General features: G+C 63.0%; 21 protein-coding genes and 1 pseudogene. 12 read left to right on the forward strand and 10 right to left on the reverse strand.

Features of this window, described 5'->3' with window-relative positions; all coding sequences use genetic code 11:
* Positions 1-43: 43 nt before the first annotated feature.
* The 10 genes from EDC35_RS14465 (at position 44) to EDC35_RS14510 (ending at position 9,550) form a co-directional block, all read left to right on the forward strand.
* The gene (locus EDC35_RS14465; protein WP_132977974.1) at positions 44-1,069 is read left to right on the forward strand and encodes an ABC transporter substrate-binding protein; all 1,026 of its coding nucleotides are present in this window, start codon (positions 44-46) and stop codon (positions 1,067-1,069) included.
* On the forward strand, positions 1,066-1,923 hold the full coding sequence (locus EDC35_RS14470; RefSeq protein WP_207896254.1) for an ABC transporter ATP-binding protein: 858 nt from the start codon (positions 1,066-1,068) through the stop codon (positions 1,921-1,923). Before EDC35_RS14465 ends, EDC35_RS14470 begins: the two co-directional genes overlap by 4 nt.
* Positions 1,916-2,752, forward strand: a complete 837-nt coding sequence (locus tag EDC35_RS14475) for an ABC transporter permease (RefSeq protein WP_132977975.1) — start codon at positions 1,916-1,918, stop codon at positions 2,750-2,752. Before EDC35_RS14470 ends, EDC35_RS14475 begins: the two co-directional genes overlap by 8 nt.
* 10 nt (positions 2,753-2,762) lie before the next feature.
* Entirely contained in the window at positions 2,763-3,521 is a 759-nt protein-coding gene (locus tag EDC35_RS14480) for a thioredoxin family protein (protein WP_132977976.1), read from the forward strand.
* A 10-nt stretch (positions 3,522-3,531) separates the two neighbouring features.
* On the forward strand, positions 3,532-4,845 hold the full coding sequence (locus EDC35_RS14485) for a phenylacetate--CoA ligase family protein (protein WP_132977977.1): 1,314 nt from the start codon (positions 3,532-3,534) through the stop codon (positions 4,843-4,845).
* A gap of 237 nt (positions 4,846-5,082) precedes the next feature.
* Positions 5,083-6,261, forward strand: a complete 1,179-nt coding sequence (locus EDC35_RS14490; protein ID WP_132977978.1) for a pyridoxal phosphate-dependent aminotransferase — start codon at positions 5,083-5,085, stop codon at positions 6,259-6,261.
* Complete coding sequence (locus EDC35_RS14495) at positions 6,243-7,238, forward strand: CoA transferase subunit A (protein ID WP_132977979.1); 996 nt, start codon at positions 6,243-6,245, stop codon at positions 7,236-7,238. Before EDC35_RS14490 ends, EDC35_RS14495 begins: the two co-directional genes overlap by 19 nt.
* Entirely contained in the window at positions 7,235-8,020 is a 786-nt protein-coding gene (locus tag EDC35_RS14500) for a CoA-transferase subunit beta (RefSeq protein ID WP_132977980.1), read from the forward strand. Before EDC35_RS14495 ends, EDC35_RS14500 begins: the two co-directional genes overlap by 4 nt.
* Positions 8,021-8,185: 165 nt before the next feature.
* On the forward strand, positions 8,186-8,977 hold the full coding sequence (locus tag EDC35_RS14505; protein WP_165903446.1) for an enoyl-CoA hydratase: 792 nt from the start codon (positions 8,186-8,188) through the stop codon (positions 8,975-8,977).
* Positions 8,978-9,115: 138 nt separating this feature from the next.
* On the forward strand, positions 9,116-9,550 hold the full coding sequence (locus tag EDC35_RS14510) for a DUF29 domain-containing protein (RefSeq protein ID WP_132977981.1): 435 nt from the start codon (positions 9,116-9,118) through the stop codon (positions 9,548-9,550).
* 17 nt (positions 9,551-9,567) lie between these two features.
* Here EDC35_RS14510 and EDC35_RS14515 read toward each other — a convergent pair whose 3' ends face one another.
* The 6 genes from EDC35_RS14515 to EDC35_RS14540 are packed head-to-tail and all read right to left on the reverse strand — an operon-like array spanning position 9,568 to position 14,174.
* Positions 9,568-10,464, reverse strand: coding sequence for a thiamine pyrophosphate-dependent enzyme (locus EDC35_RS14515; protein WP_132977982.1), 897 nt, complete (start codon positions 10,462-10,464; stop codon positions 9,568-9,570).
* Positions 10,439-11,680 (reverse strand): pyruvate ferredoxin oxidoreductase, encoded by a 1,242-nt coding sequence (gene porA, locus EDC35_RS14520; protein WP_132977983.1) that lies wholly within the window; start codon positions 11,678-11,680, stop codon positions 10,439-10,441. The genes EDC35_RS14515 and porA overlap by 26 nt, the downstream gene beginning before the upstream one ends.
* On the reverse strand, positions 11,677-12,009 hold the full coding sequence (locus tag EDC35_RS14525; protein ID WP_132977984.1) for a 4Fe-4S dicluster-binding protein: 333 nt from the start codon (positions 12,007-12,009) through the stop codon (positions 11,677-11,679). Before EDC35_RS14525 ends, porA begins: the two co-directional genes overlap by 4 nt.
* Positions 12,006-12,578: a 2-oxoacid:acceptor oxidoreductase family protein gene (locus EDC35_RS14530; protein ID WP_165903447.1), complete on the reverse strand. Its 573-nt coding sequence runs from the start codon at positions 12,576-12,578 to the stop codon at positions 12,006-12,008. Before EDC35_RS14530 ends, EDC35_RS14525 begins: the two co-directional genes overlap by 4 nt.
* Positions 12,575-13,843 (reverse strand): NAD(P)/FAD-dependent oxidoreductase, encoded by a 1,269-nt coding sequence (locus EDC35_RS14535; RefSeq protein WP_132977986.1) that lies wholly within the window; start codon positions 13,841-13,843, stop codon positions 12,575-12,577. Before EDC35_RS14535 ends, EDC35_RS14530 begins: the two co-directional genes overlap by 4 nt.
* Positions 13,844-13,853: 10 nt before the next feature.
* Positions 13,854-14,174: a c-type cytochrome gene (locus EDC35_RS14540; protein WP_132977987.1), complete on the reverse strand. Its 321-nt coding sequence runs from the start codon at positions 14,172-14,174 to the stop codon at positions 13,854-13,856.
* A gap of 670 nt (positions 14,175-14,844) precedes the next feature.
* Here EDC35_RS14540 and EDC35_RS14550 point away from each other — a divergent pair.
* Together EDC35_RS14550 and EDC35_RS14555 are read left to right on the forward strand one after the other, a co-directional pair.
* Positions 14,845-15,718 (forward strand): annotated as a pseudogene (locus EDC35_RS14550) (IS3 family transposase); the annotation flags it as partial.
* Between the two features lie 65 nt (positions 15,719-15,783).
* Complete coding sequence (locus EDC35_RS14555; protein WP_132977988.1) at positions 15,784-16,572, forward strand: tyrosine-type recombinase/integrase; 789 nt, start codon at positions 15,784-15,786, stop codon at positions 16,570-16,572.
* 152 nt (positions 16,573-16,724) lie between these two features.
* Here the strand turns inward: EDC35_RS14555 and EDC35_RS14560 are convergent, their stop codons facing one another.
* The 4 genes from EDC35_RS14560 to EDC35_RS14575 are packed head-to-tail and all read right to left on the reverse strand — an operon-like array spanning position 16,725 to position 22,149.
* A complete protein-coding gene (locus tag EDC35_RS14560) occupies positions 16,725-17,546 on the reverse strand; it encodes a DUF4435 domain-containing protein (protein ID WP_132977989.1) in 822 nt (273 codons plus the stop codon).
* A complete protein-coding gene (locus EDC35_RS14565; RefSeq protein ID WP_132977990.1) occupies positions 17,543-18,604 on the reverse strand; it encodes an AAA family ATPase in 1,062 nt (353 codons plus the stop codon). Before EDC35_RS14565 ends, EDC35_RS14560 begins: the two co-directional genes overlap by 4 nt.
* Before the next feature lie 51 nt (positions 18,605-18,655).
* Positions 18,656-20,116 carry a restriction endonuclease subunit S gene (locus EDC35_RS14570; protein ID WP_132977991.1) on the reverse strand — a complete coding sequence of 487 codons (1,461 nt, stop codon included), beginning with the start codon at positions 20,114-20,116 and terminating at the stop codon, positions 18,656-18,658.
* Positions 20,074-22,149: a type I restriction-modification system subunit M gene (locus EDC35_RS14575; RefSeq protein WP_132977992.1), complete on the reverse strand. Its 2,076-nt coding sequence runs from the start codon at positions 22,147-22,149 to the stop codon at positions 20,074-20,076. The genes EDC35_RS14570 and EDC35_RS14575 overlap by 43 nt, the downstream gene beginning before the upstream one ends.
* Between the last annotated feature and the right edge of the window lie 97 nt (positions 22,150-22,246).

Below are 22,246 nucleotides of genomic sequence, written 5' to 3' on the forward strand. Positions count from 1 at the left end.
GCCGCATCGTCTCCGGAATCCAACCGTACAGGAAAAGTCAGCCATGAATCCCTCTCGTCTGCTCGCCCCCGGTCTCGCCGGTCTGGCCCTGCTGCTGGGCACCAGTGCCGTGCTGGCCGAATCGCTCAAGGTCGGTTATCTGCCGGTCACCGGTCATGCCAAGTTCTTCGTCGCCCAGGAACAGGGCTTCTTCAAGGAGGAAGGTCTGAATGTCGAACTGATTGAATTTGCCAACTCCGCCGACGGTCTCAACGCAGTCGTTGCCAACAAGCTGGATGTCGGTGCCTTCGGTACCACGGCCCCATTGGTTCATTACGCCAAGGGCGCCGATCTCCGGATCATCGGCGGCATCATGGGCGAGGATGCGGCCATCGTGGTCAAGGCTGAAAACGCGGACAAGATCCGTAGCGTTGCCGATCTCAGGGGTAAAAAGGTCGCTACGGTCCGTCTGGCCACCGGCGATGCCGTGCTGCGCGGCGCCCTGAAGGACGCCCAGGTGAACTGGAAGACGGATCTGGAGATCTTCGAGCTGAAGAATCCGCCCGCCGTGCTGGAGGCCGTCAAGTCCGGTCAGGTGGATGCCGGCGTCGTCTGGGGTCCACATGACATCCGTGCCGAGCAGCAGGGCCTGAAGGTCGTCATCCGCTCGTCCGAGTTGCAGCCGGGACATCCCTGCTGCCGGCTGGTGGTGCGTTCGGAGAAACTCCAGGACAAAAAGGTCTTGAGACACTTCCTGCGTGCCATCCTCAAGGCCGAGAAGTTCGCCGCCGAGAACCGCAAAGAGACCATCGACGCCATCCAGAAGTATGTGAAGCTGGATCGCGAACTGCTCGAACAGGCCTATTACTCGCCGCATCTGGAGCAGCGTTCCGACCCCAATATTGAGGGCACGCGTCAGTTCTGGGATGTGCTGGTGTCTTCGGAATTCGTCGCAAACACCCGTCCGGTCGATCCGATCTTCGAGGTCAAACTCTACAACAGCGCGCTCAAGAGCCTGGCCAAGGAACAGCCCAAGGAGTCCTTCTGGCAGGAACGTATTGATGAAGCCAAGCGCAGGGACGTGCTGTGAGCAAGATCATCGCCCATGTTGAGCATCGCGAGGGGCTGCGGATCGAGTCGCTGGATTTCGCCTATGGCGAATCGCTCATCCTGCGCGGGATCGATCTGGCGGTCCAGGCGGGCGAGTTCCTCGCCCTGCTCGGACCCAGCGGCTCGGGAAAGTCCACCCTGCTGCGTCTGCTCGCCGGTCTGGAGCGCCCGACCTCGGGGCGGCTCACCGCCGCCGGCGATCCGATCGACGGCCCCGGCACGGAGCGGGCGGTGGTCTTTCAGCATTACGCGCTCTTCCCCTGGATGACGGTCGCGGACAACGTAGCCGAGGCGGTGCACAAGGCCCATCCGGGATTGGCGCGCAGCGAACGGCGCGCCCGTGCCAGGGCGCATCTGGAGCGGGTGGGGCTGGGCGAGGCGGCCGGGCGTTATCCCTTCGAGCTGTCGGGCGGAATGCAACAGCGCGCGGCGATTGCGCGGGCGCTGGCACTGGAGTCGCCGTTTCTCTTGATGGACGAACCCTTCGGGGCGCTGGATCCGGTCAATCGCGCCAAGTTGCAGGATCTGCTGCTGGCGGTCTGGCAGGGCAGCTCGCCGCGTCCGACCCTGGTGTTCGTCACCCACGGGATCGACGAGGCACTGCTGCTGGCGGATCGAGTGGCGGTGATGGGTGCCAATCCGGGACGCATCATCCGCGACTATCCGGTGCCTTTCGCCCGTCCGCGCGAGCGCGTGGCGCTCTATCAGGATCCGGGCTTCCAGCGTCTGCGCGAGGAGATCGCCGAGACGCTCGACGCCGACACCCTGACCCGTCTGGATGCCAACCCGGAGGCTGGATTCCATGCCGCCAACCAAGGAGCTCGCTATGTCTAGTCAAACCAACGTCTTGAGCGTGCCGCTCGATAGGGGTGCCGTACCGGCTACCCGCTCGGTGGTACGCCAGCCGCGCCGCCGCCGCCTGTCCGGCTTCGCCTGGGAACCCTGGGCGCTTGCGGCCATCCTGCTGACCGCCTGGCAGCTCGCCGGTCAGGCATTGGCCGGCGAGGGCAATCCGTTATTGCCGCCCCCATTGGTCGTGTTCGCGGCCCTGCGCGACTCCCTGCCGGAACTGTGGCGCGGGACGATCTCGTCTTTTCTCATCCTGCTGCCCGGCTATGGGACGGCGCTGGTGCTGGGGGTCACGCTCGGTCTGCTGGCCGGCACCACGCCCTGGCTCGGGCGCGCCTTTTTCCCCGTTGCCAAGGTTGCGGCCCCGATTCCGCCGACGGTCTTCATTCCCTATGCGATTGCGGTGCTGCCGACCTTTCATCTCTCGGCCACCTTCGTCGTCTTCCTGGGCGCCTTCTGGCCGATCTTTCTGAATGCCGCTGCCGGCGCGGCAGCGGTCGAAGGTCGGCACCGCGACAATGCGCGGGTGCTGGGTTTCTCGCATTTCGAGTCGCTGCGCAAGGTCGTCTTTCCGGCGAGCCTGCCGCACATCTTCTGCGGCATGGGGGTGGGGCTGGGCTTTTCCTTCATCCTGCTCACGGTCGCCGAGCTGTTCGGCGCCAACGCGGGTCTGGGACGCTTCGTCCAGTATTACGCCGACTATGCCGATTATCCGCGCATGGTCGCCGGCATCCTTTATACCGGCGCCGTGACCTGGGGCGCCATGACCCTGCTCGAACAGGCGCGTCACCGCGCGCTGTTCTGGCAACGCTGAGGAGATTGAGATGAACCATCCGGCCCGAAATCTTATCCCTGTCGCAGCGCCCCGCTATTCCGGGGCGATGGTGATCTCCCCAGGGCAGGCCATGACCAAACCCCGGCGGCGTTCGCCGCGCGGCTCGCTCGGCAGCGAGGCGCTGGCACTGTTGCTCATGATGGTCCTGATCGGGCAGACGCTGCCGCTGCTCTTCACCATCGCCCTGGTGCGGAATGTTGCTGCCGCGCCCGCGCCATCGCTCGCGACTGGGGAATCAGGCGGATTGCCGACGCAAGCGCCGCTGGACAAGGTGCCCGTGCAGACGCCTGGCGACCCCACGATGCCGGTCGCACAGGATCCGCTCTTTCCCGCCGGGGGGGATCTCGCCGGGGCACTCGCGCAGGCCGCGCGCGAGGGTCGGACCGGCGTCGCCGTCCTCTTCGAGATGACTGACTGTGGCGAATGCGCCCGCTTGCGCGCCGGTCCACTGAGCGATCCCGGCGTGCGCGATGCTTACCGGCAGCCGTTCGTGACGCTTGGTCTGCACGCCGACACCCCTCAGCCGCTGCGCGCCTTCGACGGCACCGCGACCACGTCCGCCGCGTTCGCGCTCGGACAGCGGGTGGTCGCGTTGCCGACGGTCGTGCTCTATGACCTCAATGGCCTCCCGGTCGCCCGCCAGAGTGGCGGCGGGACCGACGCGGGCACCCTGATTCGTCTGGCGCGCTATGCCGCCGCAAAGGGTTATGAAACGGCACCTTTCGATGCCTGGCATCCGGAACCATGAGATCGAACCGATGAGTGAATATCGTCGTTATTGGGATACCAAGATCGAGACCCAGCCGCGCGCCGAGCTGGAGGCACATCAATTCGCGCTCCTGCGCCAGCATCTGGCGCTGGCTTATGGTGAATCGCCCTATTACCGCGATGCCTTCGAGCAGGCCGGCGTTACCCCTGCCAGTCTCGAACGGCTCGCGGATCTCGCCCGCTTTCCCTTCGTCGACAAGGACATCGAACGCCAGCGCCAGTTGCAGCGCCCGCTGCTGGGCGATATGACCGCCGTGCGCGAGGAAGACGTTGTCTTCGTCTCCGCTTCGAGCGGTTCCACCGGCGTGCCGACCCTGAGTCCTTTCACCCGGCAGGACTTCGAGGAATTCCAGGACGTGCAGTCGCGGCTCTTCTGGGCCGCCGGGATGCGCCCGACCGACCGCTATGTGCATGCGCTCAACTTCACCCTCTTCGTCGGCGGACCCGATGTGATCGGGGCGCAGAACCTGGGCGCGCTCTGTCTCTGGGCCGGCACCATTCCCTCCGAACGCCTGCTGTTCATCCTGCGCGAGTTCCAGCCGACGGTGATCTGGACCACGCCGTCCTATGCCTGGTATCTGGGTGAGACCGCCCTTCATCAGGGCATCGACCCGGCGCGCGATCTGGCGATCAACCGCATCATCGTGGCCGGTGAGCCGGGCGGTTCGATTGCCGCCACGCGCGAGGCGATCGAATCGCTCTGGGACGCCAGGGTTTACGATTTCTTCGGCATCTCGGACATCTTCGGCGCCTGCGCCGGCATGTGCGAGGAGCGCGATGGACTGCATCTGGCCGAGGATCACATCCTGGTCGAGGTGATCGATCCCGCGACCCTGGCCCCATTGCCCGAGGGCGAGCGCGGCGAGATCGTCTTCACGACCCTGCGCAAGACGGCGCGGCCCATGATCCGCTTCCGCACCGGCGACATCGGCACGGTGGACAAGACGCCCTGCGCCTGCGGTCGCACCCATGCCCGGATCCAGATCACGGGCAGGCGCGACGACATGCTGATCGTCTCCGGGGTCAATGTCTTTCCGAGCGACATCGAATATGTCGTGCGCAATCTGCCCGAGCTGTCGGGCGAATACCGCATCACGGCCTATACCGAGGACTTCACGACCCGCTTCAGGGTCGAGGTCGAGCGTGCGCTGGGCAACACGGATCCTGCCGAGGGTCTGGCCGAGCTGGTGGAACACCGGATCAAGGCACGCATCGGGGTGCGCCCGCGCGCGGTCGCCGTCCTGGAGCACGGCGCGCTGCCACGCGCCACGCACAAGGCCAAGCGCCTGATCGATGAGCGTTAAGGTGATTTTCTGAAAATTTATGCCTGATGCACGCCTTAAATAGACAGGATTAACAGGATTTTCCAGGATGGACAGGATCTTAACCAGTTGTTTTTAATCATTTTAATCTTGAATGATCCTGTTAATCCAGTCCATTGACGGCGTTTCGGGCGGGTACGAATTTTCTTGAAAATAGCCCAAAGTCCAGTCGTTGCAGTTGTTAACCCCGTCACATCCATACCTCATGAGGCTTATGTCATGCCAGCCCTGAGCCGCCGCATCGGCGGTTTCACCGATTCGGTCATCCGCCGCATGACCCGCATCGCCAATGCATACGATGCGGTGAATCTGTCGCAGGGATTCCCCGATTTCGATCCGCCCGAGGCGCTGAAACAGGCGCTCGCGGCGGTCGCGGGCGGGAGTCTCCATCAGTATGCCGTGACCTGGGGCGCACCCAATTTCCGGGCCGCACTGGCGCGCAAGCAGTCGCGCTGCATGGGTATCCCCATCGATCCCGAGTCCCAGGTGGTCGTGACCTGCGGCAGTACCGAGGCCATGATGGCGGCGATGCTGACGGTCTGCGATCCGGGCGACCGGATCGTGGTTTTCTCGCCCTTCTATGAGAACTATGCCGCCGACGCCATCCTCAGCGGCGCCGAGCCCATCCATGTGCCGCTGCGTCTGCCCGATTTCGCGCTGGATGCCGAGCGTCTGGAGGATGCCTTCCGGCTGCGACCCAAGGCGCTGATCCTGTGCAATCCGTCCAATCCCAGCGGCAAGGTCTTCAGCCGCGCCGAGCTGGAGACGATTGCCTTCCTGGCCGGGCGTTACGATGTCTTCGTCATCACCGACGAGGTCTATGAGCACATCGTCTATGCGCCGCACGAGCATGTCTATTTCGCCAGCCTGCCGGGGATGTTCGAGCGCACGCTCTCCTGCGGCTCGCTCTCCAAGACCTATTCCATCACCGGCTGGCGGCTCGGTTATCTGATCGCCCCGGCGACCATCGTCAATGGGGCGCGCAAGGTGCATGATTTCCTGACCGTCGGCGCCGCCGCGCCGCTCCAGGAAGCCGCCGTCACCGCGCTCAACTTCGCTGACGATTATTACCGCCAACTGGTGGTCGATTACACCACCAAGCGCGATCTCTTCCTCAATGGTCTGGATCGGCTGGATCTGCGTTATACGCGCCCGCAGGGGGCCTATTACGTCCTGGTCGATATCACCGAATTCGGTGCCGACAGCGATCTGGCCTTCTGCCAATGGCTGGCACGCGAGGTGGGCGTCGCCGCCGTGCCCGGCTCCAGCTTTTTCCGCGAGCCCATCAATCACCTGATCCGTTTCCACTTCGCCAAGCGCGCCGCGACCCTGGACGAGGCGCTGACGCGCCTGGAATCGCTGCGCCGGAAAGCCGCTGCATGTCACACCATAAAGTAATCAGCCTGGCGGAGGCCGTCCGCCGTCATACCTGGGACGGGATGCAATACGCCAGCGGCGCGGCCCTGCCGGTCGGCTCGGACGCGATCGTCTTCGGGCGCGAACTGCTGCGTCAGGGTCGGCGCGACCTGCACGCCATCTTCCACTGCAACACCCAGCAGCTCAATCTGCTCGCCGCAGCCGGCGCGGTGAGCCGCGCCGAATGCGGCTTTTCCGGACTCGAAGGTTTCGGTTTTGCCAAGGGACTGGGGCGTGCCGTCCAGAGCGGCGCGGTGGCGCTGGAGGATTATTCCAATCTCGCCATGCCCCTGCGGCTGCTCGGGGGCGCGCTCAACTGGCCCTTCGTGCCGGCGACCGTCAATGTCGGGACCGATCTGGAGTTCCGCAGCGCCTTCGACCCGGAGCACTCTCCAAACCGCGACAAGATCCGCACCGTGACCGATCCCTTCTCGGGACGCACGATTGGCGCCTTCTCGACCTTACAGCCCGATTTGGCGGCGATCCATGTGACCCTCGCCGATCCGGAGGGCAACGCCATCATGCTGGGCACCGAATGGAGCCGCTTCGAGCTGTCGCGTGCCGCCAAACGGGTGATCCTGATCGCCGACGCCATCGTCGAGACCGACTGTATGCGGCAGTTTCCCAATCTGGTGCGCATCCCCGGCCTCCTCGTCGAGGCGGTGGTCTACTGGCCCTTCGCGGCCTGGCCGCAAGCCTCGCCAGGGATGTACGACGGCGACGAGGCCCATATGAAAGCCATGAACGACGCCCTGGGCAGCGAGGCGGGAACCGCCGCCTATCTCGCCGACTATGTCGATGGCATCGACGGGGTCGATGACTATCTGGATCGCATCGGGCGTGAGCGCATCGCCGCCTTGAGCCGGGGACCGACCAGCTTCCTGCTCGATCCCTATCGGCGCTGGATTCTGCCGCATGCGGATGCGCTCGCACTCTCGCGCGAAGGAGCGGCGGCATGACCCAGCCCTATACCCGTCAGGAAATGATGGCCATCGCCACCGGGCGCGAGATCCGCGACGGCGAGCTGGCGATCTTCGGGGTCGGATTGTCGATGCTGGCCGGTTTCTTCGCCCAGGCCCATCATGCGCCCCGTGTCCGCGCCATGACCGAGGGCGGTGTCTATGGGGCCACACCCGTCGGCGGTCTGCCGTGGGGGATCGAATGCAATCGGCTGTCGGCCAACGCGGTCAGCTTCACCAATGCCATCGACGCACTTGGCTGTCTGGTCGCCTCGGGTCGCTGCGATGTCGGCATCATCGGCGCGGCCCAGGTTGATCGCTTCGGCAATGTCAACACCACCGGCATCTGGGGCGGCGACATCGGCCCGGTCTACCGTCCGCCCAAGACCCGTCTGACCGGCGCGGGCGGCGCCAACGACATCGCCACCGGTTGCAAGCGTTTTCTGATCATGGTCTCGCATGAGTCCAAACGTTTCGTGGAACGGCTCGACTATCTGACTTCGCCCGGCTATCTGGACGGTGGCGACGCCCGCGAACGGCTGGGCCTGGTCGGCGGCGGTCCCTCGGCCATCATCACCACGCTGGGGATTCTGCGTCCCGATCCGGTCACGCGGGAGTTCGTGCTCGACGCCTGTTTTCCCTTTTCCAGCGTCGAAGAGATCCGCGCCCAGACCGCCTGGGAGCTGAAGATCAGCCCCAATGTCCAGATCGTCCCCGAACCGACGGCGGACGAACTGGAGGCGTTGCGCCGCGTCGATGAGACCGGCATGCTTCGCCGTTAAACCGTGCCTGCATTCATCCGCACGGTGTTGCCGGGGAGTCGGGATTCGCGCCTCTTCATGACCGTTATCGCCGGCACGGTTTAAGAGATAAAACGGTTTAAAAGATAAAGAGTTGCTTCGCGTCCTTTGCGCCTTGGCGGTTCCCATTCCTTTTGCTGGAGAAATATGATGCATGATGAACAGGCGCTGGTTCTGCGCCAGGATGAGGCGGGTGTCGCCACTCTGACCCTCAACCGCCCGCAGGCACGTAATGCCCTGTCGCGCGACATGCTGCGCGCGCTGCGTGCAGCCTTCGCCGGGCTGGCTGCCGACGAGACGGTGCGGGCGGTGATTCTGGCCGGCGCCGGGCCGGCCTTCTGCGCCGGGCATGATCTCAAGGAGATGCGCGCCAAAGGCTATAGCGAAGACTATGCCGAGTCGCTGTTCGCCGACTGCGCCGCACTGATGCTGGACATCGTCCGTCTGCCCAAGCCGGTGATCGCCCAGGTGCAGGGGATCGCGACCGCCGCTGGCTGTCAGTTGGTCGCCACCTGCGATCTGGCGGTCGCCGCCGAGGATGCCCGTTTCGCCACCCCCGGCGTCAATATCGGACTCTTCTGCTCCACCCCCATGGTCGCCCTGTCGCGCAATCTGGGCACCAAACAGGCGATGCAGCTCCTGCTCACCGGCGAGGCCATTGACGCCCCGACCGCGCTGGGTTTCGGTCTGATCAACGAGGTCGTGGCGCCAGCCGAGCTGGCCGCGCGCACCGCCGCGCTCGCGCGTCAGGTCGCGAGCAAATCGCCCCTGACACTGGCTATCGGCAAGGAAGCCTTCTATCGCCAGCTCCCGCTGTCCATCGCAGATGCCTATGACTACACGCGGGAGGTGATGGTGCGTAACCTCGCCGCCCTGGACGCGCAGGAAGGAATCGACGCCTTTCTGGAGAAACGTCAGCCGATCTGGTGCGGGCGTTGAGACAGTGATCTTGCCACGCTGAGGGGCCGGATTAACCCGCCCGATAGCCTTCCAGGCAGTAGGGGTTGAGAAACTCTTGACGTGCGCAACCCTGGAAGCTAATGCTGCTCGGCAGCTCCCGCAAACGGAGGAACAGGCATGACCAGCCTTTACGAACGTGATTTTCATGCCTGGGCAAATGAGCAGGCCGGCCTGTTACGCGCTGGAAATCTAGCCCAGGCCGATTTGCCCAACCTCATCGAGGAGATCGAAAGCATGGGGCGCAGCGAAAAACGCGAACTCGTCAATCGTCTGGTCGTGCTGCTGCATCTCCTGAAGTGGCGCTATCAGCCCGGCCTGCGTGGCAATTCATGGCGACTGTCCATCAAGGAGCAGCGGATTCGCTTGATGACACATCTTGCAGACAACCCGAGTCTGAAAGCGAAGCTCGATGATGCCGTGACACAGGCTTATCGACTGGCCCTGATCGAAGCCGAACGCGAGACCGGTCTGCCGGAATCGACCTTTCCCGCCACCTGTCCCTTTTCTTTCTCACAGATGATGGACGACGCCTTCTGGCCGGACGATGCCTGAGTGCGCAGGCGCGACGCTCACATCCCCGCAGACTCCCGCACCCAGGCCCGCAGTGCCCGCCACTGCCGGTCGCGCGTCGCCTCCAGGTCGGCCAGATCGGCGGCGGTCAGACGGCGGAAGCGCGCCTGCTCGCCGGTGTAGGTCTCCAGCGGTGCGAAGCGGGCCGGATTGCGGTTGAGGCGGACCGCGCCGTTTTCCCATTCCACCAGCGGCCACAGACCGGTATCGACCACGGACTTGCCGAGCCGCACCGTGCTGTCGGCATCGCAGCCCCAGCCGGTGGGACAGGGAGCGAAGACATGCAGGAAGGATGGTCCTTCGACCTGAGCGGCCTTCTGGACCTTCTTGAGGAAATCGTTGGCATAACCGACACTCGCGGTGGCGGCATAGGGGATGCCGTGGGCGGCGGCGATGCGGATGAGATCTTTCTTGGGTGCGTCGGTCTCGGGACGGTAGCCGCCGGGCGAGGTGGTGGTGCGCGCGCCGAAGGGGGTGGCACCGCTCTTCTGGATGCCGGTGTTCATATAGGCTTCATTGTCGTAACAGATATAGAGCATCCGCTCGCGCCGGTCGAAGGCGCCTGACAGGGCTTGCAACCCGATATCTGCGGTCGCGCCATCGCCCGCGAAGCCGACGACGGTGACATCCTCAATCCCCCGCGCCTTGAGTCCCCGCGCCACGCCCGACAGCACGGCCCCGGTGGCGGCGAAGGGGGCGATCATGGCATTGACGCCGAGCGCCATCTGCGGATAGATGAAACCGACCGCCGACATGCAGCCGGCGGGAATGACGGCGATACAGCGCTCGCCCAGCACCTTGAGCGTCCAGCGCACCACCAGACTGCCGCCGCAACCGCCGCAGGCTTTATGACCGACGAAATATTCGGGTTCAGGCAGGTTCTTGATCGTGATCATCGACGAGATCCTTGAGGCCGACGAAGCGCACCCCGGACGCGACGCGAGCCGCCGTGTCCAGGGTCGCCGCCAGTTCGGTAAAGCAGTCGGCCAGATGCGCCCGGCTCACATCCTGACCGCCGAGTCCGGCGACAAAGTTGCGGACCGGCACACCCGCGCCCCGGTCGTAGAGCGCGGCCTTGACCTCCAGCGCGACGCTGCCCTGATGGCCGAATGAGATGTCCTTCTCCAGCACGCCGAGCGCCCGCACTGCCACCGTCCGCTCTGCCCCGAACAGGGCATCATTCAATTCGTCGGTAGGAAAGGGCCGCAGATAGCGCAGACGGATCAGGCCGACCGACTGACCGCTCGCGCGCAGTTCATCGATCACCACGCGAACGGTGCCGGCGGTACTGCCCAAGGTGATCAGAATGAATTCGGCATCCTCGCTGCGATACCCCTCGACCAGACCGGTACAGCCGCGTCCGAAAGCGGCACGAAAGGCGTGCGCTGTGGTGCGAATGTGCTTGGCGGCCTGACACATGGCCCAGTGCTGCCGGGCCTTGAAGACGGCGTAATCGCCGGGGCCGGCGGTGATGGCGAGACTCTGCGGACGCGCCAGATCGAAGGTGCCGGGATAGTCGTCGGGAAAGACCGGCGGCGGCAGGAAGTCATCGACCTCGGACGGCTCGGGCAGACTGACCGCCTCATAGGTGTGAGTCAGCACGAAGCCGTCCAGATTGACCAGCACCGGCGTGCGCACCGCTGGATCCTCGGCGACGGCATAGGCCTGGATGATCATGTCCAGACTCTCCTGTGCCGTCTCGGCATAAGCCTGGATCCAGCCAGCGGAGATCAGTGCCAGTGAGTCGCTTTGGTCGCCATAGATGTTCCATGGCAGGGCAAGGGCGCGGTTGGCGTTCATCATCACCAGCGGAAAGCGTCCGCCCGAGGCGTAATAGAGACACTCGGCCATGTAGAGCAGACCCTGGGACGAGGTCGCGGTGAAGGTGCGCACGCCGGTCGCCGCCGCGCCCATCACCAGCGCCAGGGCGGAATGCTCGGATTCGACATGGACGAATTCAGACTCCAGACGTCCCGACTCGACCATCCCGGCCAGCGCCTCGACCACCACGGTCTGGGGCGTGATGGGATAGGCCGCCACCACCTTGGGACGACAGAGCCGCACCGCCTCGGCCACGGCCTCGTTGCCGGAGAGAAAGGCCAGTTGACTCATGGCTGCGTATCTTCTCCGTCTTCGCCCATCCGGATCGAGTCCTTCGGGCACTCGGCCGCGCACAGACCGCAGCCCTTGCACCAGTCGTCGGCCACCGTCGGATAACCTTCCTGGCTCAACAGGATGGCGGCGTCGGGACAATAGAGAAAACAGAGCCCGCAGCGCGAGCAGGTCGCCAGATCCAGTACCGGCCAGCGGATGCGCCAGCCGCGATTGGATGTAGCGAGCGCCCCCGAGTTGCGTTGCGGCGACGGCGGCCAGTCGTCGATCTGGCGCGAACGCGCGAAGGGTGCGAGTTGGCAGGGTTGATCGGGCGGTGTGTCAGTCATGCGGCGGCGCTCGGGTCGGCATCACGCAATTTCAGGCCCAGGTCATGGGCATGCCAGAAGGCATCCAGATTGCGCGCGGCCCTGGAGCCCTGCCCGAACTCGGCGCGAATGCCGTCCGCAACCGCCTCGGCGGGCAGGAGCCCGGTGAGTCCGATCAGCACCCCCAGCAGCAGGGTGTTGGTGTGCTCCGAACCGAGCCACTCGCGCGCCAGCCTTTTGGCCGGGACGCCATAGTGACGTCCGGGCAGAGCGAGCGTCAGCGGCGCGTCCGTATCCACGATCAGCAGGGTCCGGGGAGTGAGAAAACTGGTGGAGACCGACGACAGGAGCGAGGCATCCATGACCACCGCCACATCGGCGCATCGCGTGGCGCTGCGGTCATGAATGGGGGCGTCGGCGATCCGGGTATAGGCGAACACCGGCGCCCCGCGCCGTTCCGGCCCGAAAGAGGGAAAGGCCAGCGCCTGCCGTGCGGCGAAGCGCACGGCAGACAGACCCAGCAGACGGGCGGCCGTGAAGGCGCCCTGTCCGCCCCGTCCGAGCCAGACCGTTTCGTGCGGTCGGCTCACTTGAGGGTATCGGACCAGATGTTGCGCGCCCAGGCCAGCGCATAGTCCGCCTCCAGCCGGTTGCGCGACGCAGACAGCCCGCCTGCGCCGTCCACCGTGACCAGCGTCTGCTCCTTGGGATCGAACTTGTGGACCGAGGCCACATGCACCGCTTCCTGGGCGGAGACGAAGCTGTAGCAGGTGTTGGCGATGATCGGTGAGCTATTGACCGGAATCCCCGCCAGATGGGCGATGACCGCATCCGCCGCGAGCTTGGCGTGGTTGTTGGCCATGAAGCCCGACTTCGGCATCTTGGGCGCGGCGGCGATGGCGTCGCCAATAACATGGATGCCGGGGATCGCCTTCGACTCGAAGCCGAGGAATTCCACGCCAACCCAGCGATCATTGACGTTGATCAGCGGCGTGGCGATGGCTCCCGCACGCTGCGGCGGAATGATGTTGAAGAGATCCGCTTTGACCTCGTTGAACTCGGTGATCGCCCGGTTGCGGCGCAGATCGAAATCCACCACCTCACTGTTGTTCCGATACTCGACGATACCCGGATAGAGCGTGTTCCAGGCCTCCGTAAACAGCGCCTTCTTCGACACGATGTCCGGATTGGCGTCGAGGATGAGGATCTTGCTGCGCGGCTTGTGCTGCTTGAAATACTCGGCGATCACACTGACCCGCTCGAAGGGGCCGGGCGGACAGCGATAGGGCATGAGCGGCACCGAGATGGCGAAGGTGCCGCCGTTGCGCAGGGCTTGCAGTTTCTGGCGCAGCGCCACCGTCTGCGGTCCCGCCTTCCAGGCATGGAGCACCTGCGCCTGGGCCTCGGACGAGTTGAGACCGGGGATGCTGTCATAGAGAAAGTCGATCCCCGGTGCCACGATCAGGCGATCCCAGGGCAGGGGCTCGCCATTGGCGAGTCGCACCTGACGTTTGTCCGGATCGATGGCCAGCGCCTCGTCGCGGACCAGACGCACGCCATGCCCCTTCAGACCATCGTAGGACAGGGTGATGTCGTCGATGTTCTTGACCCCGGCCAGCACCAGATTGCTGATCGGACAGGAAATGAAATTGGCGTTGCGCTCGACCAGGGTCACATCCAGTTCGGGCGCCCATTTCTTGAGATATTTGGCGGCGGTCGCACCGCCGAAGCCGCCGCCGATGACGACCACGCGCCCGCGCGCGTTGGCACCGCTTGTGGTGGCGCAGCCGGCCAGCGCCGTGGTGGCCAGTGCGGCGGCTGATGCTTTGAGGAAATCGCGTCGATTCATGCTCATCTGGATCTCCTCAGCGGTCCGGCTGGGCCGCGAACCAACCAGCGAGCAGTTTCAGCTCCTCGTCGGTGTAGCCCTTGGCGTGCTGCTGCATCACGGTCGCGGGCCGTTCGCCTGCCTTGAAGGCGAGCAGCATCTTGTACAGCTCCTCGCCATTCCGTCCCGCCAGTTTGACCGCGCCCTGTTGCGCCTGACCGTCGGTGCCGTGACAGGCGGCGCAGGACGCCGCCCAGGCGCGCACCTGATGCGCGTCGGGAGCGGCCTGAAGACTGGTGGCGGACAGGCCCAGGGTCAGGCCGAATGCAATAATCGCTGGATGATGATCGGATCTCATCGGCGCTCCTGATGGATGGAGTGAATGCAATGCCTTGCCGGCCGATTGAGGGATGGCCGACGTGGAAAACCGTCGGCTAGGGTCCCCCAGAATGATGCGACCGCAAACCAAGAAAAGTTGATAAGGAAATCAGCGCGGGAGTCGAAAGCAATCATTTCAGGTATCGCGCGTGGGGCGCGCCCGGAAGCGCGGCAGGCGGATGTCCCAGCGGATCGCGATCACTGAATCCAAGTCAATCCTGACTACGAACGGTCTGGATCTGGCGACCCTCACCGAAGGGCGGAGGCTACAATCCGCGCAGCACCCGCGCCATCCCTGGCGCCCATCACGCGCCGCACGACGGCCTCTGATCCCGACCAGACTGTCGGGATTCTGAAGCCCGCGTGCGCCCGCACGCCAGCCCCTCATCCATCCTGCCGTGTCGGCTTGGCCGTGCGTGATCGACGGCGTCGAGACGACAGATGTTTCCATGATCCCGCTGATGGGGATCGTGTCATCGCCAACGCGGGCGATTCACAAGACCGCGCGCACTGGAGAGACCGACTCCCCGCGCGGGGGTGGCGTCTTCCCGTTGAGGCTGTTCGTTCAACAGGAGATCCAGCCATGTCACGCGGTATCAACACCGTCACCCTCATCGGTCACCTCGGGGCGGATCCCGAGATCCGTATGCATGGATGAACATCGCCCAGTCTGCGGGGTCGAGCCGATCTGTCATGTGTTGCAGATTGCCCCATCGACGTATTATCGGCATGCCGCTCGGCGGGCCGATCCGGCGCAGCGATCCGTGCGGACCCAGCGCGACGCGGTCTTGATGGCACCGATCCAGCGGGTCTGGGACGCGAACTTTGAGGTTTATGGGGTTCGAAAGATCTGGCGGCAGTTGCGCCGAGAAGGCCTTGTCGTGGCCCGCTGCACAATGGCGCGCCTGAAAGGCGTGGTGCGTGGGCAGCCGGTCAACACGACGACCCGCGACCAGGCGGTGGCTTGTCCAGACGATCTCGTTAACCGGCACTTCCAGGCGGAGCGACCGAATGCCTTGTGGGTGTCGGACTTTACCGATGTCTCGACCTGGCAAGGCTTGGTCTACGTGGCCTGCGTCATCGACGTCTTTGCCCGGTGCATCGTGGGCTGGAAAGTCGCCAGCTCGATGCGCACGGAGTTCGTCCTGGATGCCCTGGAACAAGCCTTGGCGGCCCGTCGCCCCGCCCGCCAGGGAGAGCTGATCCACCACAGTGATCGGGGGGCGCAGTCCGTCTCGATCCGCTATACCGAGCGCCTGGGTGAAGCGGGGATTGCGCCATCGGTGGGCCGCGTGGGCGACTCCTACGACAACGCGCTGGCGGAAACCATCAATGGCTTGTACAAGGCCGAGGTGATCCCATCGCCAGTCGTGGAAGAGCCGCGAGGCCGTGGAGTTGGCCACCCTCACCTGGATCGACTGGTTCAACCACCGACGGCTCCTGGAGCCGATCGGTCACATCCCGCCTGCCGAAGCGGAAGCCGCTGATTATCGACAACTTGACGAGTCTGCCTTGACGGCCTGACTCACACCAACGAGTCTCCGAGATTCCCGGGGCGGTTCAGTGTGGTCGAGCGCGGCGCGCGGGTGATGGCCAATCATCTGTTCGGCGATCTGCGTCAGTTCTTCAATTTTGCGCTGGCGCGGGAGTGGGTCGATGCGCACCCGCTGGCAGGGCTGACCAAGGAGAAGATCGGCGGGCGCCAGAAGGAGCGGGAGCGTTATCTGTCCGAGGATGAGATCATCGATCTGAAACAGCGCCTTCCGTCGGCGAACCTGCTGCACACGACGGAGCTATCCATCTGGATCATGATTTCGACCTGCTGCCGGGTGGGCGAGCTGTCGCAAGCCCGATGGGCGGATCTGGATCTGGACAAAGGCGAGTGGTCAATCCCGGCGGGCAACAGCAAGAATGCCAAGGATCACACCATCTATCTCTCTGGCTTCGCCAGGGCGCAGTTTCTGGCACTGAAGACGTTGACCGGTGACTCGGATTGGTGCTTGCCGGCCAGGGACGGTTTGGGCCATGTCTGCCTGAAATCCATCACCAAGCAGATCAAGGACCGGATGCGCGACGAGCCGCTGTCCAACCGAACCAAAGCCGCGGGGGCCTTGCTGCTATCCGGCGGAGCTTGGACGCCGCACGATCTGCGCCGCACGGGTGCAACCATGATGGGCGAGCTGGGCGTGATCGGCGAGGTCATCGAGCGCTGTCTGAATCACGTCGAACAGAACAAGCTCAAGCGGATCTATCAGCGCCATGAGTTGAAGGCGGAGCAGCGGGATGCCTGGCGGCGGCTTGGGGACCGGCTCGCGCTGCTGTTGGCAACTGAAGAACAGGAGAATGTCATCATCGGCCGGTTCGCCAAAACTGCTTGAACCAGATTGCGCGAGGGACTATTTTTTCTCGCAACACGGCCCCTTCAGGTCAAACCGCTTCGGCGGGGAGATCGCGAAGGGGTTTTTTATGCCCGTCCCCACATCCTTGACGAGAGGCGCTTGCCAGGCTGTGGGGATCTGGCCATCGGCAATCAAATTGACGCCAGCCGGTCGAAAACCGGTTGCAGGTCGGCCGGCTGGGGCAATTTCCTCAGTATCTTCCTGCGTCTCTCTCCTTCCGCCATTTGGCCCAGCGTCGCGTTCATGGTCGGGTTGACCACTTTCTCCCAGAACACCTTGCCATGCACCCAGTGGGCGAGTTGTTCGCTCGGAGTCACTGCATCGGCAGCGGTCAACCGCGCCTGAAAATCGGCGAAGATCCGCGCGGGATCGAGCAATGCATCCCACTCGCCCAGAATCCGCTGGATTTCGGCATCGTCTTGAGCCGTGGCCAGACTCGACTCCGAGGCCAGCGCCTCCTTGAAGCCCAAGGCCCGTAGTCCAGACCAGAGTGGCGTCACGACCTTCCAGAGGGCGCCATGCCGCCGAAAGCCAGAAAGCTGACTCTCGATCCTTGACCGAAAGGCGGCTTCGCCTCCGGGAACATCCATTTGCCGGCGTGGCGGTATCGCCGGCCACAGCTCGCTCGGATCAATCAAATAGTTCTCCAGACAAAAACGAGGCAGGATCATCAGGTTCGGCAATTGCGCCTGCCGATCCGCGATCACGGCCTCATCCCACTCGTCCCGATCCACCAGGCCAACCCAATCCGGTTCCAAGGCCAACAGTTCCTGTAGCTGGCGCTTGTTGCCCGCCTCGGCGATGGCCCAGCGTTGCTCCCAGCCGGGAACGAAGCGCTCCAGCAGGATGCGAAAGGCCGCCTTGTCATCAGCGCCCTCGACCAGAAAGGCCCGCTTCGGCTGAGCGCCGATCAGTTCCTGACGGATACGGTCTCGTTTTCCGTCGAGACTCACCGCGACGCCTCCAGCAGGATGCGCCGCCCCAGCGCCTCATAGCGGCTCCACACCTCCGGGACATGGGAGGTAATGATGAGTTGACCGTCCCGGTCAGCGACCATCTTCTCCAGCCGGGCCAGAAAGCCCGAGACCAGCGACGGATGCAGATAGAGGTCGGGCTCGTCGATCAGGGCGATACCGCCTCGCTCCAGCCAGCGGTTGATGAGATAGAGTTGGATCAGCACCTGATGCTCGCCGGCGCTCAGTTCGTCGATGCCGTGGGTGATGCCGCTGCCGTCCTTGAGCCTGACCCTGAGACGATTCTCGCCCAGCTTCACCTCGGTCAGGATCTCCTTGCCGCTGAGAAAGGCATTCATATCTCGGATCAGATCGTGAAAGCGGTGCAGGGCCGCCGACTTCATCGCCAGCAGCGACGCCTCCAACTGGCCTTCCCACTGCTCGGAGACCCGGTAGCTGGTCAGCCAGCGCTGTTGGGAGTTCTCGGGACGCATCTCGCCGACACCGCGCCTGGGGCTGACCCAACGGCGCTCCTCGGCATCGAGAAAGAGCATGTTGGGCGATTCGCCCTTGTCGGCGGAGACCAGCATTTTCTGGCGTTCTTCGGTCCAGCGGTCGAGCCATTGGGCATCGCCACCAGGCCAAAGCAGCTTACGCGCCGGCGCGCCGGGTTTGCCGGTACGGACCACGGACTCGCCGATCACGGCATGATCGGGATAGGTTTGCCGCAACTGGTCGGCAAACGCCTGGACCCCAAACAGCAACAGGGTCGATGGACCGGAAAAGGGCAGTTCCTCCAGCACCAGCGCCACGCCGCCCCAGCGTTGCAGCCACTCTCGTTCCAGGCTCGATTTCGGCAGTGTCTTGCGATGGTGCAGCCAGTGACCGAAGGCATTCCAGAGCATCGCCACCGCGCGCAGCACCGACGACTTGCCGCAACCGTTGGGGCCGCTGAAGAGGATGTTAGGGGTGATCTCGCCGCTCCAGTCGTCCTTGAAGTCGAACGCCTGGGAGCGGAGCGGACCAGCCTCAAAGGTGTGAATGGCCCGGATTTTCATGCCAGCGCCTCTTCTAACCTAACCGCGAAAAACAGTGTGTTGAAACATGGGTCATGCACTTTCTCCCAGTAGCATGGCCTCGAACCAACGCTTGGCCGCTTGCCAACCGACCTCGGCTTCCGCGCGCAAGCGGCGGGCCTCGTCACGGCGGCGGCGAGCTTCGGCAGCAATCCGCTCTTGGACATCTGGCGGAGGCACAGGAAATGGCAACTCAGCTAGAAACTCCGCCGGTACGCGCTGGTGACCCGCCGATCCAGTGAATGCAAAGCGGGCTACACGACGCAGGGCGGGTTGGGAGATAAATTCATGAACATACTCAGCCGTTACACGATTGCTTAATGGACGTAGAACGTGAAACTCCGTCGAGCCAAAGCCGATGCCGTTCTCTAGTCCTTTCGCTATGCAGGACTTACCGTTCTCCATGCAGGGCGTTATTTTTGCCCAAAGCACATCTCCTTCGGAAAAGGCTGTGTAGCCTTTTTTGACCTCGGACAATACCCTGGATTGGAGCTTTACGCCTCCAGCCGCTTGATCCTCAACGGCGTCCATTGGAATAAATGAAACCCGCAAATTCTCATCGATAACTTTGAAGTGGATAGCTGGATTAATTGCTACCTCCTCCCGTAATTTTCTAACCGGAAACTTGCTTGATGATAAGGCTCGAAAGAAAATGGAAAGCGGGGGAGCATAGAGATTCGCGCCGATTTGCCTTCTATTTAGATCACTGTGAAGAACGGCAAAAACCTTGCGCTCATCCTTCGGTGGTAGCGTCAGGCCAAGGGTGTCCAGAACATAGCTGTCAAGACCCGCGAGCAATTCGTCCGCCTCTGCCAACTTGGCGCGGTATTTCTGCCACGCGCCATTCATCTCTTTAATCAAATCAAGTTGCTGGCTGATTGTGGGAGCTGGAATCAACATCGCTGAGAGGTTTTCCAAGTGTAAATCTGGAACCCCCACACCTTTAACAACTCTATTGAAATGATTTTTAGCAAAGCTAGAATTTAAATAGTGCTCTATGAATTTAGGCAAAACCATATTTTTATGAACGCGCAGAAGTGCAACGCTAACAAAAATATCGAAGGTAGGTGCTGCTGCAGGAACTACAGCGGCAAGACCTATCGTTCCAATTTTTGTAAGCAAAATATCGTCTTTCGTTGGAGAGCAACGCCGAGTCAATACTTCATGTTCGGCTTCTGAAATAAATTTTGTGTTCTCAAATGAGATTGCTCCTTCGCGAACATCTTTAACGCTTATAAAATGAATGCCGGTTGGTGTATAGCTAGGCGTTCGATGCGTTCCGTCAGAAATGACAGCGCATAGCTCACCCAGAGAATGACATGTAAAAGGAGAATTTTTTAATCTTCTCTCTGCTAATCGATAAATAGGTTGATGGTAATCTGCGCCTGCTCGTGAAGATAAATCGCCCCGCCGCACAGCAAAGCATTGTGCTTTGCCCGCATCGACGGGGCTCAGACGAAAAAAGGCGTCGGATCCTTTTGGAACGCCCGCCACTGCGCGACCAGGCCAGTGTCCGGGATGATCTCCCGGCGCCGTTCGCTCCAATCCGGTTTCTTGGGGTTGGCGTTACTCCACTCATAGAAGACGCGATAATCGAAGAGGTCGCTTCGCTGGATTTCGATCTTCTCCCTTCCCGGTGTTTCGCTTACCACTGTCACCGCGAAGGTCTTGCGCCCCGTGGCGTCATAGCCGATGTTCTCGGCCAAGGCCATAAAGATCGGCGCATCGTCGGGGACGGTTTCACCCGCAGCGAGTCGGCGCATGAAGACGATGCTCGCCTTGACCCCGGCATCGTAGTGGGCGAAGGCGAATTGCGGCAGCGAGACCACGGCCAGCAACTGGAAATGCGCCAGCAGCCAATCGCGCACGCCTTGCAGCGAGGAATTGGTGAGAATGCCGTCGGGCAGCACGATGGCGACCCGCCCCTTGCCGGGCTTGAGGAAGGTATGCACCCGTTCCAGGAAGAGGATTTCGGTCTTGATGCTGGCGCGATCTTTCACCGCCTTGGCGCCGCGCTTGCTGTCGCGCTCGCCCTTGCCGGATTCATCCGGCTCATTGACTGACGCGCCCTTGGACAGAAAACGACGCAGCTCGAATTGCTCCAGATAGCCCTCGGCCTTCTCGGTGCGTTTGACGACGGAACCGAACGGGGGATTGGTCAGGACGAGATCGAAGCTGCCGGGCCGGAGGCCATGATGCTTATCGAGGATGTAGTCGCGATTGGCGCCGAGCGGTTTCCCTTCAGATGAGGTGGGGCGCTCAAAGAAATCCAGGGCGTCGTGCCCGACGATGTTGGTATGGCCGTCGTCGTGGATGATCATGTTCATCTTGGCGACGCGGGCGAGTTCTTCGTTGATCTCCAGGCCAAACAGGTTCCGCTCGGCGAAGCGATGCCAATACTCGAAATGCTCCCTGGTGCCGGGGCTTTTCTTGCGGTCAGCCTCGCGTCGGACATGATCCAGGGCGTAAAGCAGGAATCCACCCGAACCGCAGGCGGGATCAAGCACCATGTCCGTCCGCGCTGGGTTGAGCACTTCGACCGCGAAGGCGATCAGCTCGCGCGGGGTGAAATATTGACCGAAATCGCCCTTGAAGAATCCGCCCATGAACTCCTCGAAGGCGACGCCTTTGGTGTCCAGTTCGGTGCGGTCGAGTGAAATGCCTTCCAGGTGTTCGACGCACTGGGCGAGGATGGGCGGCTCAATGTTGATCTGATCAGTGAAGACATCCGGCTCCAGTTCCTGCTCGGCCTTGTAGAGCTTGTGGATGCGCGCGGCCAACTGCTCGGCGGTTTCGTCGCCACGCTGAAAGGCGTAGGGCTTGCCGTCCTCGCGATCAGGGTTCTTCTCGTCGCGATGTTTGACAAAGATGATCTTGCAGAACTCGCCAAAGGCGGCGATGGGGCTGCGTCGTCCGCCCTCCCAGAGGGTTTGGTGACACTTGCGAATCGCCGAGCGCAGTTCCTCGCGCGGGATCGCGGCGAGATCTTGACCGTAGACGTTCTTGTAAAAACGCCACTCGGGCGGTTTGCCGTAACGCTTGGGAATATCGGCGATGTGGTTCGTGTCGCGCTCGCCGGCCGGGAACTTGTTGTCGAAGCGCAAGAGGCGGCGGGTCAGGCCAGCGATGGTGCCCGCATAGGTCGCGCCGAGGCTGGCGCGATTGCCGCAGGCTTGCTCGATGGCCTGGGCAAACTCGGCATCGCTCACGTCGGCGCGCTTGCACTCGAAGACGAACCAGGGGGATTTGAGTTCGTCGTCATCAGCGGCGTAGATGACGACATCGGCCCGGTCGTTGGGTGTGCGGCGCGGTACCTTGACCTCGAAACGGATGCGCTCGGGACGATACTGGTACTTGTAGATCAGCTCAGCCCAGAACTCGGCGCGTACCTTTTCCTCGGGGTCGGACCAGCGTTCCGAGTGATCCGCGTCGATGTAGTGGATGCGCTGATTCTTCCCCTCGCCGATGATTTCGGCGTGGCCGTCTGCGATGGCTTGTTCGAGGTAGGTCTTGGGCTGGGCGGTCATGCGGTCTCTGATCCTTACTGCGACTGTTTTGTGCGAGTGCTAGCCATGGAGCGGCTCACCGGCTGGCTAGGGATGAACTGCAAGGTACAGCAAAAAC

The sequence above is a fragment of the Thiobaca trueperi genome, assembly GCF_004342175.1.
Taxonomy (GTDB): domain Bacteria; phylum Pseudomonadota; class Gammaproteobacteria; order Chromatiales; family Chromatiaceae; genus Thiobaca; species Thiobaca trueperi.